Annotated in this window: 13 protein-coding genes; 7 read left to right on the forward strand and 6 right to left on the reverse strand. The window is 71.4% G+C overall.

Features of this window, described 5'->3' with window-relative positions; all coding sequences use genetic code 11:
• Window positions 1-24 precede the first annotated feature (24 nt).
• Window positions 25-858, forward strand: coding sequence for a VOC family protein (locus tag E0F75_RS04590; protein ID WP_229312502.1), 834 nt, complete (start codon window positions 25-27; stop codon window positions 856-858).
• Window positions 859-940: 82 nt separating this feature from the next.
• Here the strand turns inward: E0F75_RS04590 and E0F75_RS04595 are convergent, their stop codons facing one another.
• The gene (locus E0F75_RS04595) at window positions 941-2,407 is read right to left on the reverse strand and encodes an MFS transporter (RefSeq protein WP_187621167.1); all 1,467 of its coding nucleotides are present in this window, start codon (window positions 2,405-2,407) and stop codon (window positions 941-943) included.
• Between the two features lie 124 nt (window positions 2,408-2,531).
• Here E0F75_RS04595 and E0F75_RS04600 point away from each other — a divergent pair, with 124 nt between their 5' ends.
• On the forward strand, window positions 2,532-2,999 hold the full coding sequence (locus E0F75_RS04600) for a MarR family winged helix-turn-helix transcriptional regulator (protein WP_187621168.1): 468 nt from the start codon (window positions 2,532-2,534) through the stop codon (window positions 2,997-2,999).
• Between the two features lie 73 nt (window positions 3,000-3,072).
• Here the strand turns inward: E0F75_RS04600 and E0F75_RS04605 are convergent, their stop codons facing one another.
• Window positions 3,073-3,435 (reverse strand): YrdB family protein, encoded by a 363-nt coding sequence (locus E0F75_RS04605; RefSeq protein ID WP_187621169.1) that lies wholly within the window; start codon window positions 3,433-3,435, stop codon window positions 3,073-3,075.
• Between the two features lie 236 nt (window positions 3,436-3,671).
• Between E0F75_RS04605 and E0F75_RS04610 the strand changes: the two genes are divergently transcribed.
• Both E0F75_RS04610 and E0F75_RS04615 read left to right on the forward strand, forming a co-directional pair.
• Window positions 3,672-6,692 carry a carbohydrate binding domain-containing protein gene (locus E0F75_RS04610; protein WP_187621170.1) on the forward strand — a complete coding sequence of 1,007 codons (3,021 nt, stop codon included), beginning with the start codon at window positions 3,672-3,674 and terminating at the stop codon, window positions 6,690-6,692.
• A gap of 47 nt (window positions 6,693-6,739) precedes the next feature.
• Window positions 6,740-7,126 carry a hypothetical protein gene (locus E0F75_RS04615; RefSeq protein ID WP_187621171.1) on the forward strand — a complete coding sequence of 129 codons (387 nt, stop codon included), beginning with the start codon at window positions 6,740-6,742 and terminating at the stop codon, window positions 7,124-7,126.
• Window positions 7,127-7,155: 29 nt separating this feature from the next.
• Here the strand turns inward: E0F75_RS04615 and E0F75_RS04620 are convergent, their stop codons facing one another.
• Both E0F75_RS04620 and E0F75_RS04625 read right to left on the reverse strand, forming a co-directional pair.
• On the reverse strand, window positions 7,156-7,722 hold the full coding sequence (locus tag E0F75_RS04620) for a TetR/AcrR family transcriptional regulator (RefSeq protein WP_187621172.1): 567 nt from the start codon (window positions 7,720-7,722) through the stop codon (window positions 7,156-7,158).
• A 7-nt stretch (window positions 7,723-7,729) separates the two neighbouring features.
• Window positions 7,730-8,092 (reverse strand): DUF1304 domain-containing protein, encoded by a 363-nt coding sequence (locus tag E0F75_RS04625; RefSeq protein ID WP_187621577.1) that lies wholly within the window; start codon window positions 8,090-8,092, stop codon window positions 7,730-7,732.
• Between the two features lie 264 nt (window positions 8,093-8,356).
• Between E0F75_RS04625 and E0F75_RS04630 the strand changes: the two genes are divergently transcribed.
• From E0F75_RS04630 to E0F75_RS04640, 3 genes are all read left to right on the forward strand, one after another.
• Window positions 8,357-10,144 carry a S8 family serine peptidase gene (locus tag E0F75_RS04630; RefSeq protein WP_187621173.1) on the forward strand — a complete coding sequence of 596 codons (1,788 nt, stop codon included), beginning with the start codon at window positions 8,357-8,359 and terminating at the stop codon, window positions 10,142-10,144.
• A 205-nt stretch (window positions 10,145-10,349) separates the two neighbouring features.
• Window positions 10,350-11,261, forward strand: a complete 912-nt coding sequence (locus tag E0F75_RS04635) for a diiron oxygenase (RefSeq protein ID WP_187621174.1) — start codon at window positions 10,350-10,352, stop codon at window positions 11,259-11,261.
• Between the two features lie 34 nt (window positions 11,262-11,295).
• The gene (locus E0F75_RS04640) at window positions 11,296-12,954 is read left to right on the forward strand and encodes an FAD-dependent oxidoreductase (RefSeq protein WP_187621175.1); all 1,659 of its coding nucleotides are present in this window, start codon (window positions 11,296-11,298) and stop codon (window positions 12,952-12,954) included.
• Window positions 12,955-13,049: 95 nt separating this feature from the next.
• Here the strand turns inward: E0F75_RS04640 and E0F75_RS04645 are convergent, their stop codons facing one another.
• The gene (locus E0F75_RS04645) at window positions 13,050-13,628 is read right to left on the reverse strand and encodes a Type-2Aa cytolytic delta-endotoxin (RefSeq protein ID WP_187621176.1); all 579 of its coding nucleotides are present in this window, start codon (window positions 13,626-13,628) and stop codon (window positions 13,050-13,052) included.
• A gap of 117 nt (window positions 13,629-13,745) precedes the next feature.
• Entirely contained in the window at window positions 13,746-14,585 is an 840-nt protein-coding gene (locus E0F75_RS04650; RefSeq protein ID WP_187621177.1) for a LysR family substrate-binding domain-containing protein, read from the reverse strand.
• Between the last annotated feature and the right edge of the window lie 29 nt (window positions 14,586-14,614).

The following is a 14,614-nucleotide window of genomic DNA, read 5'->3' on the forward strand; positions in this document are numbered from 1 at the left end:
GCAGGGAGCAGGACGGAACAGGAGGTGGTGCCGGTGTCGGGGCCGACGACCGGAGAGGTGGTGGGAGCGCCGTGCTGGCTGAGTCTGACCGCGCGGGATCTCGACGCGGCGGAGCGCTTCTACGGTGCCGTGCTGGGCTGGACGTTCCGGCGGGACGACGGCGGAGGCCGGGAGTACGCGGTGGGCCGGCTCGGCGACCAGCCCGTCGCCGTGATCGCCGCGGTGGCGGCCGAGCTGTCCGTGCGGGTGGCCTGGACGGCGTTCTTCACGGTGGACGACGTGGACCAGGCGGTGGCGCGGATCCGGGAGCGTGGCGGCACGGTCGGCGTGGGGCCGGTCGGCTACCCGCCGCACGGTCGGGCGGCGCTCGCCGCCGACCGTGAGGGTGCGGCGTTCGGTGTCTGGGAGGGGCGGACGGAGAACCGTCTGCACATCGGCATGCACTCGGCGCCGGCCTGGCTGGAACTGCACACCCGGGACGCGTTCGAGGCGGCGGTGTTCTACGGGGAGGTACTGCGCTGGGCGGACGAGGCACCCGCCGGTTTCGAGGTCTCGTACGAGCAGGACAAGGTGGTGCTGCGCCGGGACGGCGAGGCGGTGGCCCGGCTGAACAGCGGGCCGGTCGAGTCCGGCTCGCCGCGGCCGCAGCTGCGTCCGCGCTGGCTGGTGCGGTTCCGGGTGCCGGATCCGGAGGCGGCCGCGGTGGCGGTGGTGGCCTACGGCGGGACCGTCGTGCCCGGCGGCGACTGGGGCGGGGTGCGCGGTCCCGAGGAGGCCGACGGGCGCCGGGTGGTGGTGGTCCGCGACCCGGAGGGCGCGCTCTTCGGCCTGGAGGCGGCGGGGGACGACAAGGGCTGACCGGTGGTCCGCCGAGACCGGTGGGCGGTGCGGGCCCGGGTCGCTTCCCGGGCCCGCACCGCCCGCTGTCCGGTCGGGTGGCTCAGGCGGCGGCCTCGGTGGCGGCGCGCGGCGCGGCCCCCGGTTCCGTACCCGCCGGGTCGCCGGCCGGCGCGGCGGCGGGCCTGCTCGGGATGAGCGCGGCGACGACCGCGGCCACCAGGCCGACACCGCAGCCGATGAGCATGGCGACGCGGAAGCCGTCCTCGGACGGCAGCGCGTGGCCACCCAGGGTGGTGGTCAGCTGGGCGAGGACGACAGCGATCACGGCGGCGGAGACGGAGGTGCCGATGGACCGCATCAGGGTGTTGAAGCTGTTGGCGGAGGCGGTCTCCTCCTGCGGGACGGCGCCCATGATGAGCGCCGGCATGGCCCCGTAGGCGAGTCCCACACCGGTGTTGCAGATGAGGGTCACGACGAGCAGGCCGACCGTGGTGCCCATCAGGGCCGGTGAGGATCCGTATCCGGCGGCGATGACGAGGGCGCCGACGGAGAGCGTGACCTTGGGGCCGCGGGCGGCCGAGAGCTTGGCGCCGAGGGGTGCGAGGACCATCATCATCAGGCCCGCCGGGGCCATCCAGAGGCCCATGGCCATCATCGACTGGCCCAGACCGTAACCGGTCGCCTCGGGCAACTGGAAGAGCTGCGGAACGACCAGGGACTGCGCGTACATCGCGAATCCGACCAGGATCGACGCCAGGTTGGTCATCAGGACGACCGGGCGGGCGGTGACCCGCAGGTCGACGAGGGGATCACGGGTCCGCAGCTCCCACCGGCCCCAGGCGAGCAGGACGACCACGGCGACGGCGAAGAGGCCGAGGGTGGTGCCGCTGCCCCAGCCCCAGGTCGCGCCCTTGGAGACGGCGAGCAGCAGGGCGACGAGCCCGACGCCGAGGCCGAGCGCTCCGGGTACGTCGAAACGGCCGGGTGCGGCGGCGCGGCGTCCCGCGGGGGCGACGCGCCAGATCAGGAGGCCGACCACGACGCTGAGTGCGGCGGCGACCCAGAAGAGGACACGCCAGCTGGCGTTCTCGGCGACGGCCGCGGAGAACGGCAGGCCGAGGGCGCCGCCGACGCCCATGGAGGCGCTCATCAGGGCGATGGAGCCGCCCAGCCTCTCGGGCGGGAGGATGTCGCGCAGCAGGCTGATGCCGAGCGGGACGACACCCATGCCGAGGCCCTGGAGACCGCGTCCGACGATCATCGGGACGACGGAGGAGGCGAGCGCGCAGACCACCGAGCCGACGATCAGCGGGATCACGGAGACGAGGAGGACCCGGCGCTTGCCGAGGGTGTCGCCGAGCCGGCCGGCCACCGGGGTGGCGACGGCACCCGCGAGCAGAGTGGCGGTGATCACCCAGGAGGCGTTGGACGCGCTGGTGTCGAGCAGCTTGGGGAGGTCGCCGATGAGCGGCACCACCAGGGTCTGCATGAGTGCGGCCACGATGCCCGCGAGCGCGAGGACGCCGACGACGCCTCCGGGTCGGGCGTCGGGCTTGGTGCCGTCCACGTGTTCTCCCTCGATCGTCCACGGCGGTCGTCCACCATGGCTCAATATGCATAGTGCACATTAATGGTGTCCTACACAAGTCATGCATGATGCACATTCGATCACGGCGAGAGACAATGGCCTCATGGACAAGCCCGAGGACAAACCCCTTCACCTGGTCGAGTTCGAGACCATGCTGCTCGGTCGGCACGCCCATCTGTACGCGCCCCGCTCCCGGGCCGCCGGCGGCCATCTGGACCGCAGCGCATACGTCCTGCTGAGCCGCATCCGCATGCACGGGCCGATGTCCATCGGGCAGCTCAGCGAGGCCTTCGGGCTCGACGCCTCCACGCTCAACCGGCAGACCGCGGCGATGCTGCGCGCCGGGGTCGTGGAGCGCATCCCCGACCCGGACGGCGGGATCGCCCGCAAGTTCCGCATCACGGAGGAGGGCGAACGGCGCCTGGAGGCCGACCGGAACTCGAACATCGAGGGGCTCGACCGGGTCATGGAGAACTGGTCGCCGGAGGACGTGGCCCGCTTCGCGGCGTTCCTCGAACGCTTCAACCGAGACATCGAGCGACTGGAGGGACGCCCCTGGCCGCGCCCCTGACGGGCCGGCCCTGGCCGTCATCCTGACGGGGCGACGCCGGCCGCACCCCTGACGGACCGTCCGTGACTCCCCGTCAGAGCGCCGCGCGCGCCCGGCGATCGAGCGTCGCGAGGGCCGTGTTGACCACGACGACAACGGCGAAGGCGGTCGCCCAGCCGGGGCGCTCCAGGGCAAGGAGGGCCGCCGCCGCGGCACCGAACACCAGGGCCTTCACGGCCAGAACAGCCGCCAACGGCACCCGGAATCGGGCCTTCGGGGCGGCGAAGAGCCCCCACAGGACGGCGGCCGCCGTGGGCGCCGCGACAGCGAGCAGGAGGCGCGGAGCGATCGACTCCGCGCTCTCCCATCCCCACCACGCGAGGACGGCGAGGGCTGCGACCTCCAGGAGGAACGCCAGCCCCTCGTTGACCACGTACAGGGGTCCGGGGAGCTTCATCGGGGTCCTTCCTCCCTCGCCCGTACCGGCACGGGCGCGATCAACAGAGGCGCCCAGACTTCCACACTTCCGCACCCTGTTCTTCCGTCAGAAACCTTTACGAGACAGACGGGTGGCGATACGTTCCGGCCACGCAAGATGTTTCTGCAAGTTTCCGACAGCGTTTCCAGAGGGCTTCGACCCCCGTCCGGGCCAGAGCTCTGCCCGGTGACGCGCGGTCCTGCCTGGAGATCCGGATGACACGCACCCGCGGACTGACACGTACGCACAGACGCCTGCCCCTCAGGCCGACGGCCGCCCTGGCGGTCGCCGCCGGCGTCCTCGGCCTGGTGGCCGCGCCGTCCGGCGAGCCCTCCCCCGGCGCCGGACCGCGCACGGCCCCGGTCGCCGCCACCGCCGAGAACACCGCGACGGTCTTCTACTGGACGAAGACCAGGAACTGGGCGCTGTACAACCTCCATTGGGCCCCGGACGGCGGCTCCTGGACCACCGTCCCCGGCATGGCCATGGAGGCGGCCTGCACGGACTGGGTGAAGAAGACCGTCGCCCTCGGTACGGCCACCGGCCTCCAGGCGACCTTCAACAACGGCAGCGGCACCTGGGACAACAACGGCGGCAGGAACTACGCCCTCGGCACCGGTGCCGTCACCGTCAAGGACGGGGTGATCGCCCACTCCGACCCCTGCGCCGGAACCGAGCCCGAGCCGACCCCGACGCCGGGCGCGAAGGCCACCGTGTACTACTCGACCGAGGCACTGGGCTGGTCGACCGCCAACATCCACTACCAGCCTGCCGGTGGCGCCTGGACCACGGTCCCCGGGGTCGGCATGCAGTCCGCCTGCGCCGGCTGGTGGAAGCGGGAGGTCGACCTCGGCACGGCCACCGCCCTCAAGGCCGCCTTCAACAACGGCAACGGCACCTGGGACAACAACGGCGGTGCCGACTACACGATCGGCACGGGCGTCAGCACCGTACGGAACAACGCGGTGACGGCGAACGCGGCCGACCCGTGCGCCGCCGAGGTCCCCGACACCCAGGCCCCGACCGTCCCCACGAAGGTCACCGCCGCCGCGGACGGCATCTCGGTCCTGCTCGCCTGGGACCCCGCCACCGACGACAAGGGCGTGACGAAGTACCAGGTCACGCGGGCCGGCGGCAGCGGCGGGACGGTCGTCACCGATGTCGGCTCCACCGTGTTCTCCGACACGGGCCTCGCCGAACGGACCGCGTACACCTACACGGTGAAGGCCGTGGACGCGGCGGGGAACGTGTCCGCCGCGTCGGCGCCCGCGACGGCCACCACCGGGGACAGGCCGGCCGACCCCGCCACCGGGAAGCCGCTCGGCACCGACCCGCGCAAGGACCCGATCTACTTCGTGCTCACGGCCCGCTTCAACGACGGCGATCCGTCGAACAACCGCGGCGGCAGCCAGCACGTCAAGTCGGGCAACGCGGCCAACGACGACCCCATGTTCCGGGGCGACTTCAAGGGCCTCATCCAGAAGCTGGACTACGTCAAGGGCCTCGGCTTCTCGGCGATCTGGGTGACCCCGGTGGTCCTCAACCGGTCCGACTACGACTACCACGGGTACCACGGCTACGACTTCTACAAGGTCGACCCCCGTCTGGAGTCGGCCGGCGCCTCCTACCAGGACCTGATCGACGCCGCCCACGCCAAGGGCATGAAGATCTACCAGGACGTCGTCTACAACCACTCGTCGCGCTGGGGCGCCAAGGGTCTGTTCACGCCCACCGTGTACGGCGTGCGGGACAGCCAGTGGAGCTGGTACTACGACGAGAAGCAGCCCGGCTTCGAGTACGACGGCCTGACGATCGACGCGAAGACCGGCAAGTCGTACTACAACGGTGACCTGTGGTCGACGGCCGAGCCGACCGGCAACACCTGCCTCAACTGGGGCAGGCCCACCGGCGGCAAGAGTGCCGAGGGCTACACGGTCTACAACTGCCAGTGGCCGAGCCCGACGTCGGGGATGTTCCCGAAGGCGCTCTTCCACCAGTGCTGGATAGGCAACTGGGAGGGCGAGGACTCCCGTTCGTGCTGGCTGCACGAGGACCTGGCCGACTTCAACACCGAGAACCCGGTTGTCCAGAATCATCTGATCGGCGCGTACAACAAGTACATCGACATGGGCGTCGACGGCTTCCGCGTCGACACGGCCGTGCACATCCCGCGCACCACCTGGAACCGCCGCTTCCTGCCCGCCATCCAGGAGCGGGTGACACGGAGCCACGGCGCCGAGGCCGCGAAGAACTTCTTCGTCTTCGGTGAGGTCGCCGCCTTCGTGAACGACAAGTGGAACCGCGGCTCGGTGAACCACTCGGCGCAGTTCTTCACCTGGAAGGAGCGCAAGGAGTACGACGCGGACGACACGAAGGCCGCGCTGGAGATGTACGACTACGAGCAGCAGCAGGGCACGGGCAGCCAGCCCACCTCCACCAACGCCTTCCTGAACGGGAACAGCTACCACACCCCCGACCACAGCCGCTTCTCGGGCATGAACGTCATCGACATGCGCATGCACATGAACTTCGGTGACGCGTACAACGCGTTCTCCAACGGCAAGGACTCGGACGACAGTTACAACGACGCCACCTACAACGTCGTCTATGTCGACAGCCACGACTACGGCCCCAACAAGTCGAGCGAGCGGTACACCGGCGGCACCGACGCCTGGGCCGAGAACATGTCCCTGATGTGGACCTTCCGCGGCATCCCGACGCTGTACTACGGATCCGAGATCGAGTTCCAGAAGGGCAGGAAGATCGACTGCGGGCCTTCCTGCCCGCTGGCCACCACCGGCCGCGCGTACTTCGGCGACCATGTCGCCGGCTCCGTCACGGCCTCGGACTTCTCCCAGGTCTCCGCGGCCTCCGGAGCGGTCGCCACGACGCTCGAACAGCCCCTGGTGAAGCACGTGCAGCGGCTGAACCAGATCCGCCGGGCGATCCCCGCGCTCCAGACGGGCCAGTACTCCACGGAGGGCATCTCGGGGGGCATGGCGTTCAAGCGCCGCTACACCAGCGGGAGTACGGACAGCTTCGCCCTGGTCACCGTCTCGGGCGGCGCCACGTACACGGGCATCCCGAACGGCACGTACACCGACGCGGTCACCGGCGACGTGAAGACCGTCTCCAACGGCACGCTCTCGGTCGGCGCACCGGGCAAGGGCAACCTGCGGGTGTACGTCCTGAACGGTCCCGGAAGGATCGGCCTGGCGGGGCCGTACCTGAAGTAGCCCGGCGTCCGAACGTCTGAACGAGTCCGGGCTGTAGCATCCGGCACATGATCAGCGAGGGGTGGCGGGCCGCGATCGGCTCCGTGGGGGCGAGCGCGTTCTGCTGGGGCGTGGCGGGCGGAGTCCATCTGGGTCTCGAAATGCACAGCCGCGCCCGAGGCGGGAACAGCTGGGGGCTGCCCGAGGGCGGTGGCTGGTACGAGTTCGCCTGGTTCGTCGGGTTCATCGTGACGATCTACTCCGCACCCGGGCTGCTGCGCCGCACGGCCTGGTGGCCCTCGCTGAGCCTGAGCTTCGGCACCGGGATCGGCATCATCACGGTGCTGACCCTGGGGCAGGGGACGCGGTACTGGGTCGCCGTCGCGGTCATGGCGGCGGTCGGGATCGCGTCCCCGGTCGCCAACCGGCTCTGGGGACGCCACCACCCCATCTGAGCCGGCGTCTTCCCCGCGGCCGGCCCGTTCTACCCCAGCGGCGTGCGGTGCAGGGTGACGAGCAGGCGCCAGATCTGGTGGGCGATCCGGTCGGAGTCGCCCTCCACGAGGCCGTGCAGCCAGTCGGCGAGCACACCGGCGAAGGTCGCGGCCACGGCCGAGGCGATCAGTTCCGGTTCGGGGGCCCCGGCCAGGCTGCGCTCGTGGAGGCTGCGGGCCCGCAGGTCCGCGTGGAGCACGAGGCCGAGCGGTCCGCCGCCGCCCGGCCGCAGCAGGGCGCGGTAGAGGCCCGCGTGCGGGGCGAGTTCGGCGAGGAAGGCGAGCAGCGCGGGCGGCGGGGACGCCGGGTCGGGGGTGCCCCGCCAGGCGTGCAGGGCGTCCACCGCGTCGCGGACCACGTCGGCGCAGGCGTCGACGGCGAGCGCCTCCAGATCGCCGTAGTGGACGTAGAAGGTGGCACGGCCGACACCGGCCCGGCGTACGAGCGTGGCGATGGCGACATCGGCCAGCGGGCGCTCGGCGCACTCGTCGAAGAGGGCCCGGCGCAGCTTGGCCCGGGTCCTGGCCGCCCGGGGGTCTCCCGCTGTCGCGGTCACGCCCGGGTCACCGGCTCAGCAGGACGGCGCCGAGGGCGAGCGCTCCCGGGAGCGCCTGGGCGACCAGGATGCGGCGGTTGGCGGTGACACCGCCGTACAGACCGGCGATGACGACGCAGCCGAGGAAGAAGACCTGGACCCGGAAGCCGGTCGGGTCGTCGGCGATCAGGCCCCAGACGAGTCCGGCGGCGAGGAAGCCGTTGTAGAGGCCCTGGTTCGCGGCGAGCGGCGCGGTGGCGCGGGCCATCTCGGCGTCGAAGCCGGAGAGGCCGCGCCCCGGCTTCTTCTCCCACAGGAACATCTCCAGAACCAGGATGTACGTGTGCAGGGCGGCCACCAGGCCCACCAGCACGTTCGCCGTCGTCTCCACCGTCGTCTCCTCCGCGTTCACCTGCCCGGATTTCCTGGACAGATGTCCACTATACATGGACAGCTGTCCAGTAAGTCCCCTCGATCGGTCAACAGTGCGTAACACGAACGGGCTTCTCGGACTGAACGCTTCCTTCCGCCTCGCGACTCTGGGATCTTGCGTCCACCCCACACATCACAGGGCCCGGCGGGCGCCACCCGCGCCACCGGGTCATCGGAGGACGCATTGTTTTCCCTCATATCCAGCCGGTTGAGAACGTCGGCCATGGCCGCCGCGGCGCTCGGTACGACCGTGGCGCTCGCCGCTCCCGCGGGATTCGCCCAGGCAGCACCGACCGACACGGAGCCCGTCGCGGCCCGTTCGGCGGGGGCGACGCAGAGCACCGCCACGACGACACCGGCAGCGGCTCCGGCCGCCTGGGCCGCGGGCACCCGCGCGTACCTGGTGATCACCGCCCCCGGCGGCACCTCGGCGGTCAGCGGCGCGGTCACGAGCAACGGCGGTTCGGTCTTCGCCGCCTATGACGCGATCGGCGTGATCGTGGCGCACTCGACGTCCGCGTCGTTCGCCTCGGCGATGCGCACCGTCGGCGGAGTCCAGCAGGTCGGGGCGACCCGCACCTCGGACGTCCCGGCCGACGCCTACAACCCGGCGCTCCCGGCCAACCCGTCGCAGTCGACGACCACGCTCACGGAGTCGAACCGCTGGGACATGACGCAGATCAAGGCCGAGCAGGCCTGGGCGGTCACCACCGGCTCGGCGACGGTGAAGGTCGGTGTCCTCGACACCGGCGTCGACGACCAGCACCAGGACATCGCGCCCAACTTCAACGCCGCCGACTCGGCCTCCTGCGCCTACGGCAAGGCGGACACGCGCGCGGGTGCCTGGCGTGACGTCGGCACCCACGGCACGCACGTCGCGGGCACGATCGCGGCCGCCAAGAACGGCAAGGGCGTCATCGGCGTCGCGCCGGGCGTGAAGGTCTCCTCCGTCCGCATCGCGGAGCCGACCAGCAGCCTGTTCTTCGCGGAGAACACGATCTGCGGCTTCATGTGGGCCGGTGACCACGGCTTCAAGGTCACCAACAACAGCTACTACACGGACCCGTGGCAGTTCAACTGCCCGGACAACCTGGACCAGGCCGCCATCATCGAGGGTGTCCGCCGGGCGCAGGTGTACGCCGAGGGCAAGGGTTCGCTCCAGGTGGCCGCCGCCGGCAACTCCAACTACGACCTGGCGAACAAGACGACCGACTCCGAGAGCCCCAACGACTCGACCCCGGTCACCCGCACCATCACCAACGCCTGCATCGACATCCCGACGGAGCTGCCGGGCGTCGTGACGGTCGCCTCGCAGGCCAGCGGCGGCGCCAAGGCCTCGTACTCGAACTTCGGCAACGGCGTGATCGACATCGCCGCGCCGGGCGGTGACGGTTCCACCCAGGTGTACTCGACGCTGCCGGGCGGCAAGTACGGCAACATGAGCGGCACCTCGATGGCCTCCCCGCACGTCGCGGGTGTCGCGGCGCTGATCGCGAGCACCAACCCGACGTTCACCCCGGCGCAGATCCGGGACCAGCTGGGCGTCCAGGCCACGGACCGCGCGTGCCCCTCGGACACCCGCTGCAAGGGCACCACGACCAAGAACGGCTTCTTCGGCGAGGGCGCTGTCGACGCCCTGAAGGCCGTCGGGGGCACCACCCCGCCGCCCGGCGCGTACTTCGAGAACCTCACCGACGTGACGATCGCCGACAACGCGACGGTCGAGAGCCCGATCACGGTCAGCGGTGTGACGGGCAACGCCCCGGCCACGCTCAAGGTGGGCGTGGACGTCAAGCACACCTACATCGGCGACCTGAAGGTCGACCTGGTGGCTCCGGACGGCACCGTCTACACGGTCCACAACCGGACCGGCAGCGGCACGGACAACATCGTCCAGACGTTCACGGTCAACGCCTCGGCGGAGGTCGCGAACGGGGTCTGGAAGCTCCGGGTGAACGACAACGCGAGCCAGGACACGGGCAAGATCGACGCCTGGAACCTGACCTTCTGAGCCAGGCCTTCTGACTGAGTGTGACCCCTCGACGGGGCCGGAACCCACTGGGTTCCGGCCCCGTTCGCATGCCCGCGGGAAAAAGTCCGTACCGGGGGGTAGGCCTGCCCGGGAGCCTTGCTATACGTTCCGTCTAACAAGCTTGCTAGACGCTCAGTCTAATAAGAGCCCGAGCCGCCGATCGCGCGATCCAAGGAGCCGCACCATGGCACACAGCACCGTTCGCCCGGAGAACGAGGGTCGGTACGACAGCTCCACGGCCGAGCGGCTGCTCCGGTCGGCCGCGAAGCTGTCGTACGACCCCGCCGTCGAGGTCGACTGGGACACGCCCCTCGACAAGGACTTCCACGGCCAGAGCCCCGAGTGGAACTCCCTCTACGGCACGGCCTACTGGAACGAGATGACCGAGGACCAGCGCAAGGAGCTGACCCGGCAGGAGACCGCCTCGGTCGCCAGCACCGGCATCTGGTTCGAGATGATCCTCCAGCAGATGGTGCTCCGCGACATCTACCGCATGGACCACACCGACCCCCGGTTCCAGTGGGCCCTCACCGAGATCGCCGACGAGTGCCGGCACTCGATCATGTTCGCCCGGGGCTCCCAGAAGCTCGGCGCGCCCGCGTACCGGCCCAGGCGGGCCGTCCTCGAACTCGGACGCTTCATGAAGACCGTCGGCTTCGGCGAGGCCGCGTACGCCGGAATCCTCGTCGCCGAGGAGGTCCTCGACGTCATGCAGCGCGACTGGATGCGCGACGAGCGGGTCGTGCCCTTCGTCCGCACCATCAGCAACATCCATGTCGTCGAGGAGTCCCGGCACATGAAGTTCGCCCGGGACGAGACGCGCCGAGCCCTCGCCCGCGCGAGCAGGGCCCGCCGGCACTTCCAGGCGCTCGTCGTCGCCATCGCCGCGTACTACATCATCACCAGCCTGGTGAACCCGGAGGTGTACGTGCGGGCCGGACTCGACCCCGAGCGGGCCCGCCGCGAGGCGGCCGCCAACGAGCACTACAAGGCACAACTGCGCGCCAGTTGCTCCGGACTGATGGAGTTCCTCGCCGACGTCGGGATGCTGACCCGGCCCGCGCTCTTCTTCTACCAGCGCGCCCACCTCGTCTGACCCCTCCCGAGCCGAGCAGAGCAGAGCCGACGACATGACCTACGCGATCACCCAGACCTGCTGCAACGACGCCACCTGCGTCGCCGTCTGCCCGGTCAACTGCATCCATCCGACGCCCGAGGAGCCGGACTTCGGCACCACGGAGATGCTGTACATCGACCCGAGGGCCTGCATCGACTGCGGGGCCTGCGCCGACGCCTGCCCCGTCGACGCGATCTTCCCTGCGGACCGGCTCACCGGACGGCTGCGGGAGTACGAGGCCGTCAACGCCGGGTACTACGCGGACCGGACGCCCGAACCGGCCCTCGCCTCGCCCAACTTCCACCCGTGGGGCGAGCCCACGTTCCCCCGCTCCCTGCCAGCCGACTTCGCCCCGCTGCGGATCGCGGTCGTCGGCACCGGCCCCGCGGGCATGTACGCCGCCGAGGACCTCCTTCTGCACACCAGCGCCGAGGTCACCCTGATCGACCGGCTTCCGGTGGCCGGCGGGCTCCTGCGGTACGGCGTGGCGCCGGACCACCCGGCGACCAAGGGGGCCGGGGAGACCTTCGCCCGCTTCCACACCCACCCCCGGGTCCGAATGCGGCTCGGGGTGGAGATCGGCAAGGAGGTCACCGCCGAGGAACTCGCCGCGCACCACGACGCGGTGGTCTACGCGGTGGGCGCGCCCTCCGACCGGCGGCTCGGCATCCCCGGCGAGGACCTGCCGGGCAGTGTCTCGGCCACCTCCGTCGTCTCCTGGTACAACGCGCATCCCGAGACCGGCGCGGACGCCGTCCGGCTCACCGCCGAGCGGGTCGTGGTCGTCGGCAACGGCAACGTGGGGCTCGACGTCGCCCGGGTCCTCCTCACGGACCCCGACACCCTCGCCGGCACGGACATCGCCGACCACGCACTCGCCGCCCTGCGCGGCACCCGCGTGCGCGAGGTGGTGCTGCTCGGCCGCCGGGGCCCCGAGGACGCGGCGTACACCAGCCCCGAACTGCTCGCCCTGAAGCACCTCCCGGGCGTGGACCTGGTCGTCGACGACCGGGACCCGCGCACCGGCGCGAGCGTGGACGCGGCGGCGGACGGGGAGAAGGCCGCGCTGCTGCGGGACGTGACGCGGGAGACGGTGGACTGGACGCGGACCCCGGCACCGGACCGGCGCCGGATCGTGCTCCGCTTCCACTCCGCCCCCGTCGAGGCCGTCGGCACCGACGCCGTCCGCGCGGTCCGGGTCACGGAGGACGGATCGCCGTCCGGTACGGAGATCGAGGCGGGTCTCCTCGTCCGGGCGATCGGCTACCGGGGGGTCCCGCTGGCGGGGCTGCCCTTCGACGAGGCGACCGGCACGGTGTCGCACGAGGCGGGGCGGGTGGCCGGGCTGCCCGGCTGCTATGTCGTCGGCTGGATCAAGCGCGGGCCCACCGGCGGCATCGGGGCCAACCGGGCCTGCGCGGCGGAGACCGTCGGGACGCTGCTGGCGGACGCGGTCGCCGGCGCACTGCCGAAGCCGACGGGCACGGCACAGGAGTTCCGCCGGCTGGCGCGGAGGCGCAGCCGCCATCTCGTCGACGCGCGCGGTCTCGCGGCCATCGACCGGACCGAGCGGGCGAAGGGGCGGGACGCGGGTCGCCCGCGGGTCAAACTCGCCACGGTGCCGGAGCTCCTCGCGGCGGCGCGGGGCGGCCGCCTGCGCCTCAAAGTCTGAAGGCCTGGGGACCTGGGGTCTGGGGTCTGTGGGAATGGAGGATCCGAGGGTCCGGCCCGGGACGGCGGGCCGGCGATCCACCGCGACGTGGGACGTCAGGCCACGAGGTGCAGGGCCTGACGGACCACGATCGCGTTGAGCCGGACGGCGAACGGCACGATGTCCGTCAGCTCCAGGGCGACGGCCCGCGCCTTCGGCAGCTCGACGGTCACGTCGACGCAGAAGGCCAGGGCGTACATGTGCTCCCCGGTCTCCTCGTCCTGCAGGGCGAAGAACAGGTCCCGGTAGAACCGGGTCCGCTCCCCCGACTCCTCGTAGAAGGAGAGACCGGGCTGTCCCTCCTGCGCGGCGAGGCCGGTGAAGGCCTGGACGAGCTCCCGCTCGACGGTGGCCCAGAACCCGGCCTCCGCGCACTCCGGCGGAAGCGCCTGCCGGACGGCCTCCTTGAGGGAGAGGACCATGACCAGGACGGGGGCGTACTCCTGGAGCCCCCAGCCCCGCACCATCTTCACCACGGTGCTGTCCGGGACGGCCGCGGCGGCCTCCCGTATCGCCTCGAAGTCGAAGTTGACGGTCGCCGGCGCGATCGCCTCCTGGAACACCCGGTCGATGGACCGGGCCTGCGCGAGATGGTCCGGTCCCACCTCGACGACGGTCCTGAAACTGGCGGCCAAAGCTCCTCCTGCGTGATCTCGATGATCAGGAGGGGTCAGTATGCCGAGCACCCGCCCGTCGGAGCGGGCCGCGTCCGCCGTACGGACGGGCGGCTCGGGACCACCGGCAGAAGGGGCTCAGGACCGCTTGCGGGGCTTCCCGCCGGTCCTGCCCCGGCCGGAGCCTCCGGCGCCGCCGGGCTTGCGGGCCGTGGACTTGCCCGCCGTACGCGAACCGGCACCCGGCTTCCCGGACCGGGCGGGCTTGGCACCGGACTTCCGCTCCTTCTGGTCCTTCGGCTGCTTCTGGCCCTTCTGGGCCTCGGCGCGGCGGCCCCGGGTGCTGTTCACCGTGCGGCCGCGCACGATGCCGATGAACTCCTCCACCAGGTCGGGGGCCTCGTCCGCGGCGTGCCACGACAGGGCCACCCGTGACTGCGGGACCTCGGTCAGCGTCCGGTAGGTGAGGTCCTTGCGGTGGTGCAGCCGGGCGATCGACTGCGGCACGGCGAGCACGCCGACGCCCGCCGCGACCAGCTCGATCGCGTCGTCGGTCGTCGCGGGGCGCTCGTTCGCCGGGAGGCCGGGCGGCTGCTCCCAGCCGAGGGTGTCGTCGAGCGGGTGCAGGACGAGCTCCTCGGCGAGGTCCTCGACCGTGACCTCCTCCGCCGCCGCGAGCAGGTGGTCCTTGGGGATGACGACGACCGTCGTCTCCGTGTAGAGCGGAATGGCGCTCAGATCGTCCCGGTCGACGGGAAGCCGGACCAGACCGGCGTCGGCCGCGCCCTCCCTGAGGGCGCCGAAGGCCTCGGCGGGCGTCAGGGCGAGCAGCGTCAGGGGTACGTCGGGCAGGCGCTCGTTCCAGACCCGCACCCACTTCGAGGGCGTCACTCCGGGCACGTAGGCGAGCCTGAAGGAGGAAGGGGAGGAGGAGGGAGAAGAGGGGGAATCCGCGGGGGAAGCGTCCGAGCCTGTCACCCCGCCAGGTTACCGGTAGCTGCCGTGGT

Source organism: Streptomyces sp. CB02980 (assembly GCF_014451325.2).
Lineage (GTDB): Bacteria > Actinomycetota > Actinomycetes > Streptomycetales > Streptomycetaceae > Streptomyces.

Coding starts and splice junctions, on each gene's coding strand:
- E0F75_RS04600 (WP_187621168.1), top strand. CDS start 2,532: ATGGACAAGCCCGAGGACAAACCCCTTCACCTGGTCGAGTTCGAGACC.
- E0F75_RS04605 (WP_187621169.1), bottom strand. CDS start 3,435: ATGAAGCTCCCCGGACCCCTGTACGTGGTCAACGAGGGGCTGGCGTTC.
- E0F75_RS04610 (WP_187621170.1), top strand. CDS start 3,672: ATGACACGCACCCGCGGACTGACACGTACGCACAGACGCCTGCCCCTC.
- E0F75_RS04615 (WP_187621171.1), top strand. CDS start 6,740: ATGATCAGCGAGGGGTGGCGGGCCGCGATCGGCTCCGTGGGGGCGAGC.
- E0F75_RS04630 (WP_187621173.1), top strand. CDS start 8,357: ATGGCCGCCGCGGCGCTCGGTACGACCGTGGCGCTCGCCGCTCCCGCG.
- E0F75_RS04635 (WP_187621174.1), top strand. CDS start 10,350: ATGGCACACAGCACCGTTCGCCCGGAGAACGAGGGTCGGTACGACAGC.
- E0F75_RS04640 (WP_187621175.1), top strand. CDS start 11,296: ATGACCTACGCGATCACCCAGACCTGCTGCAACGACGCCACCTGCGTC.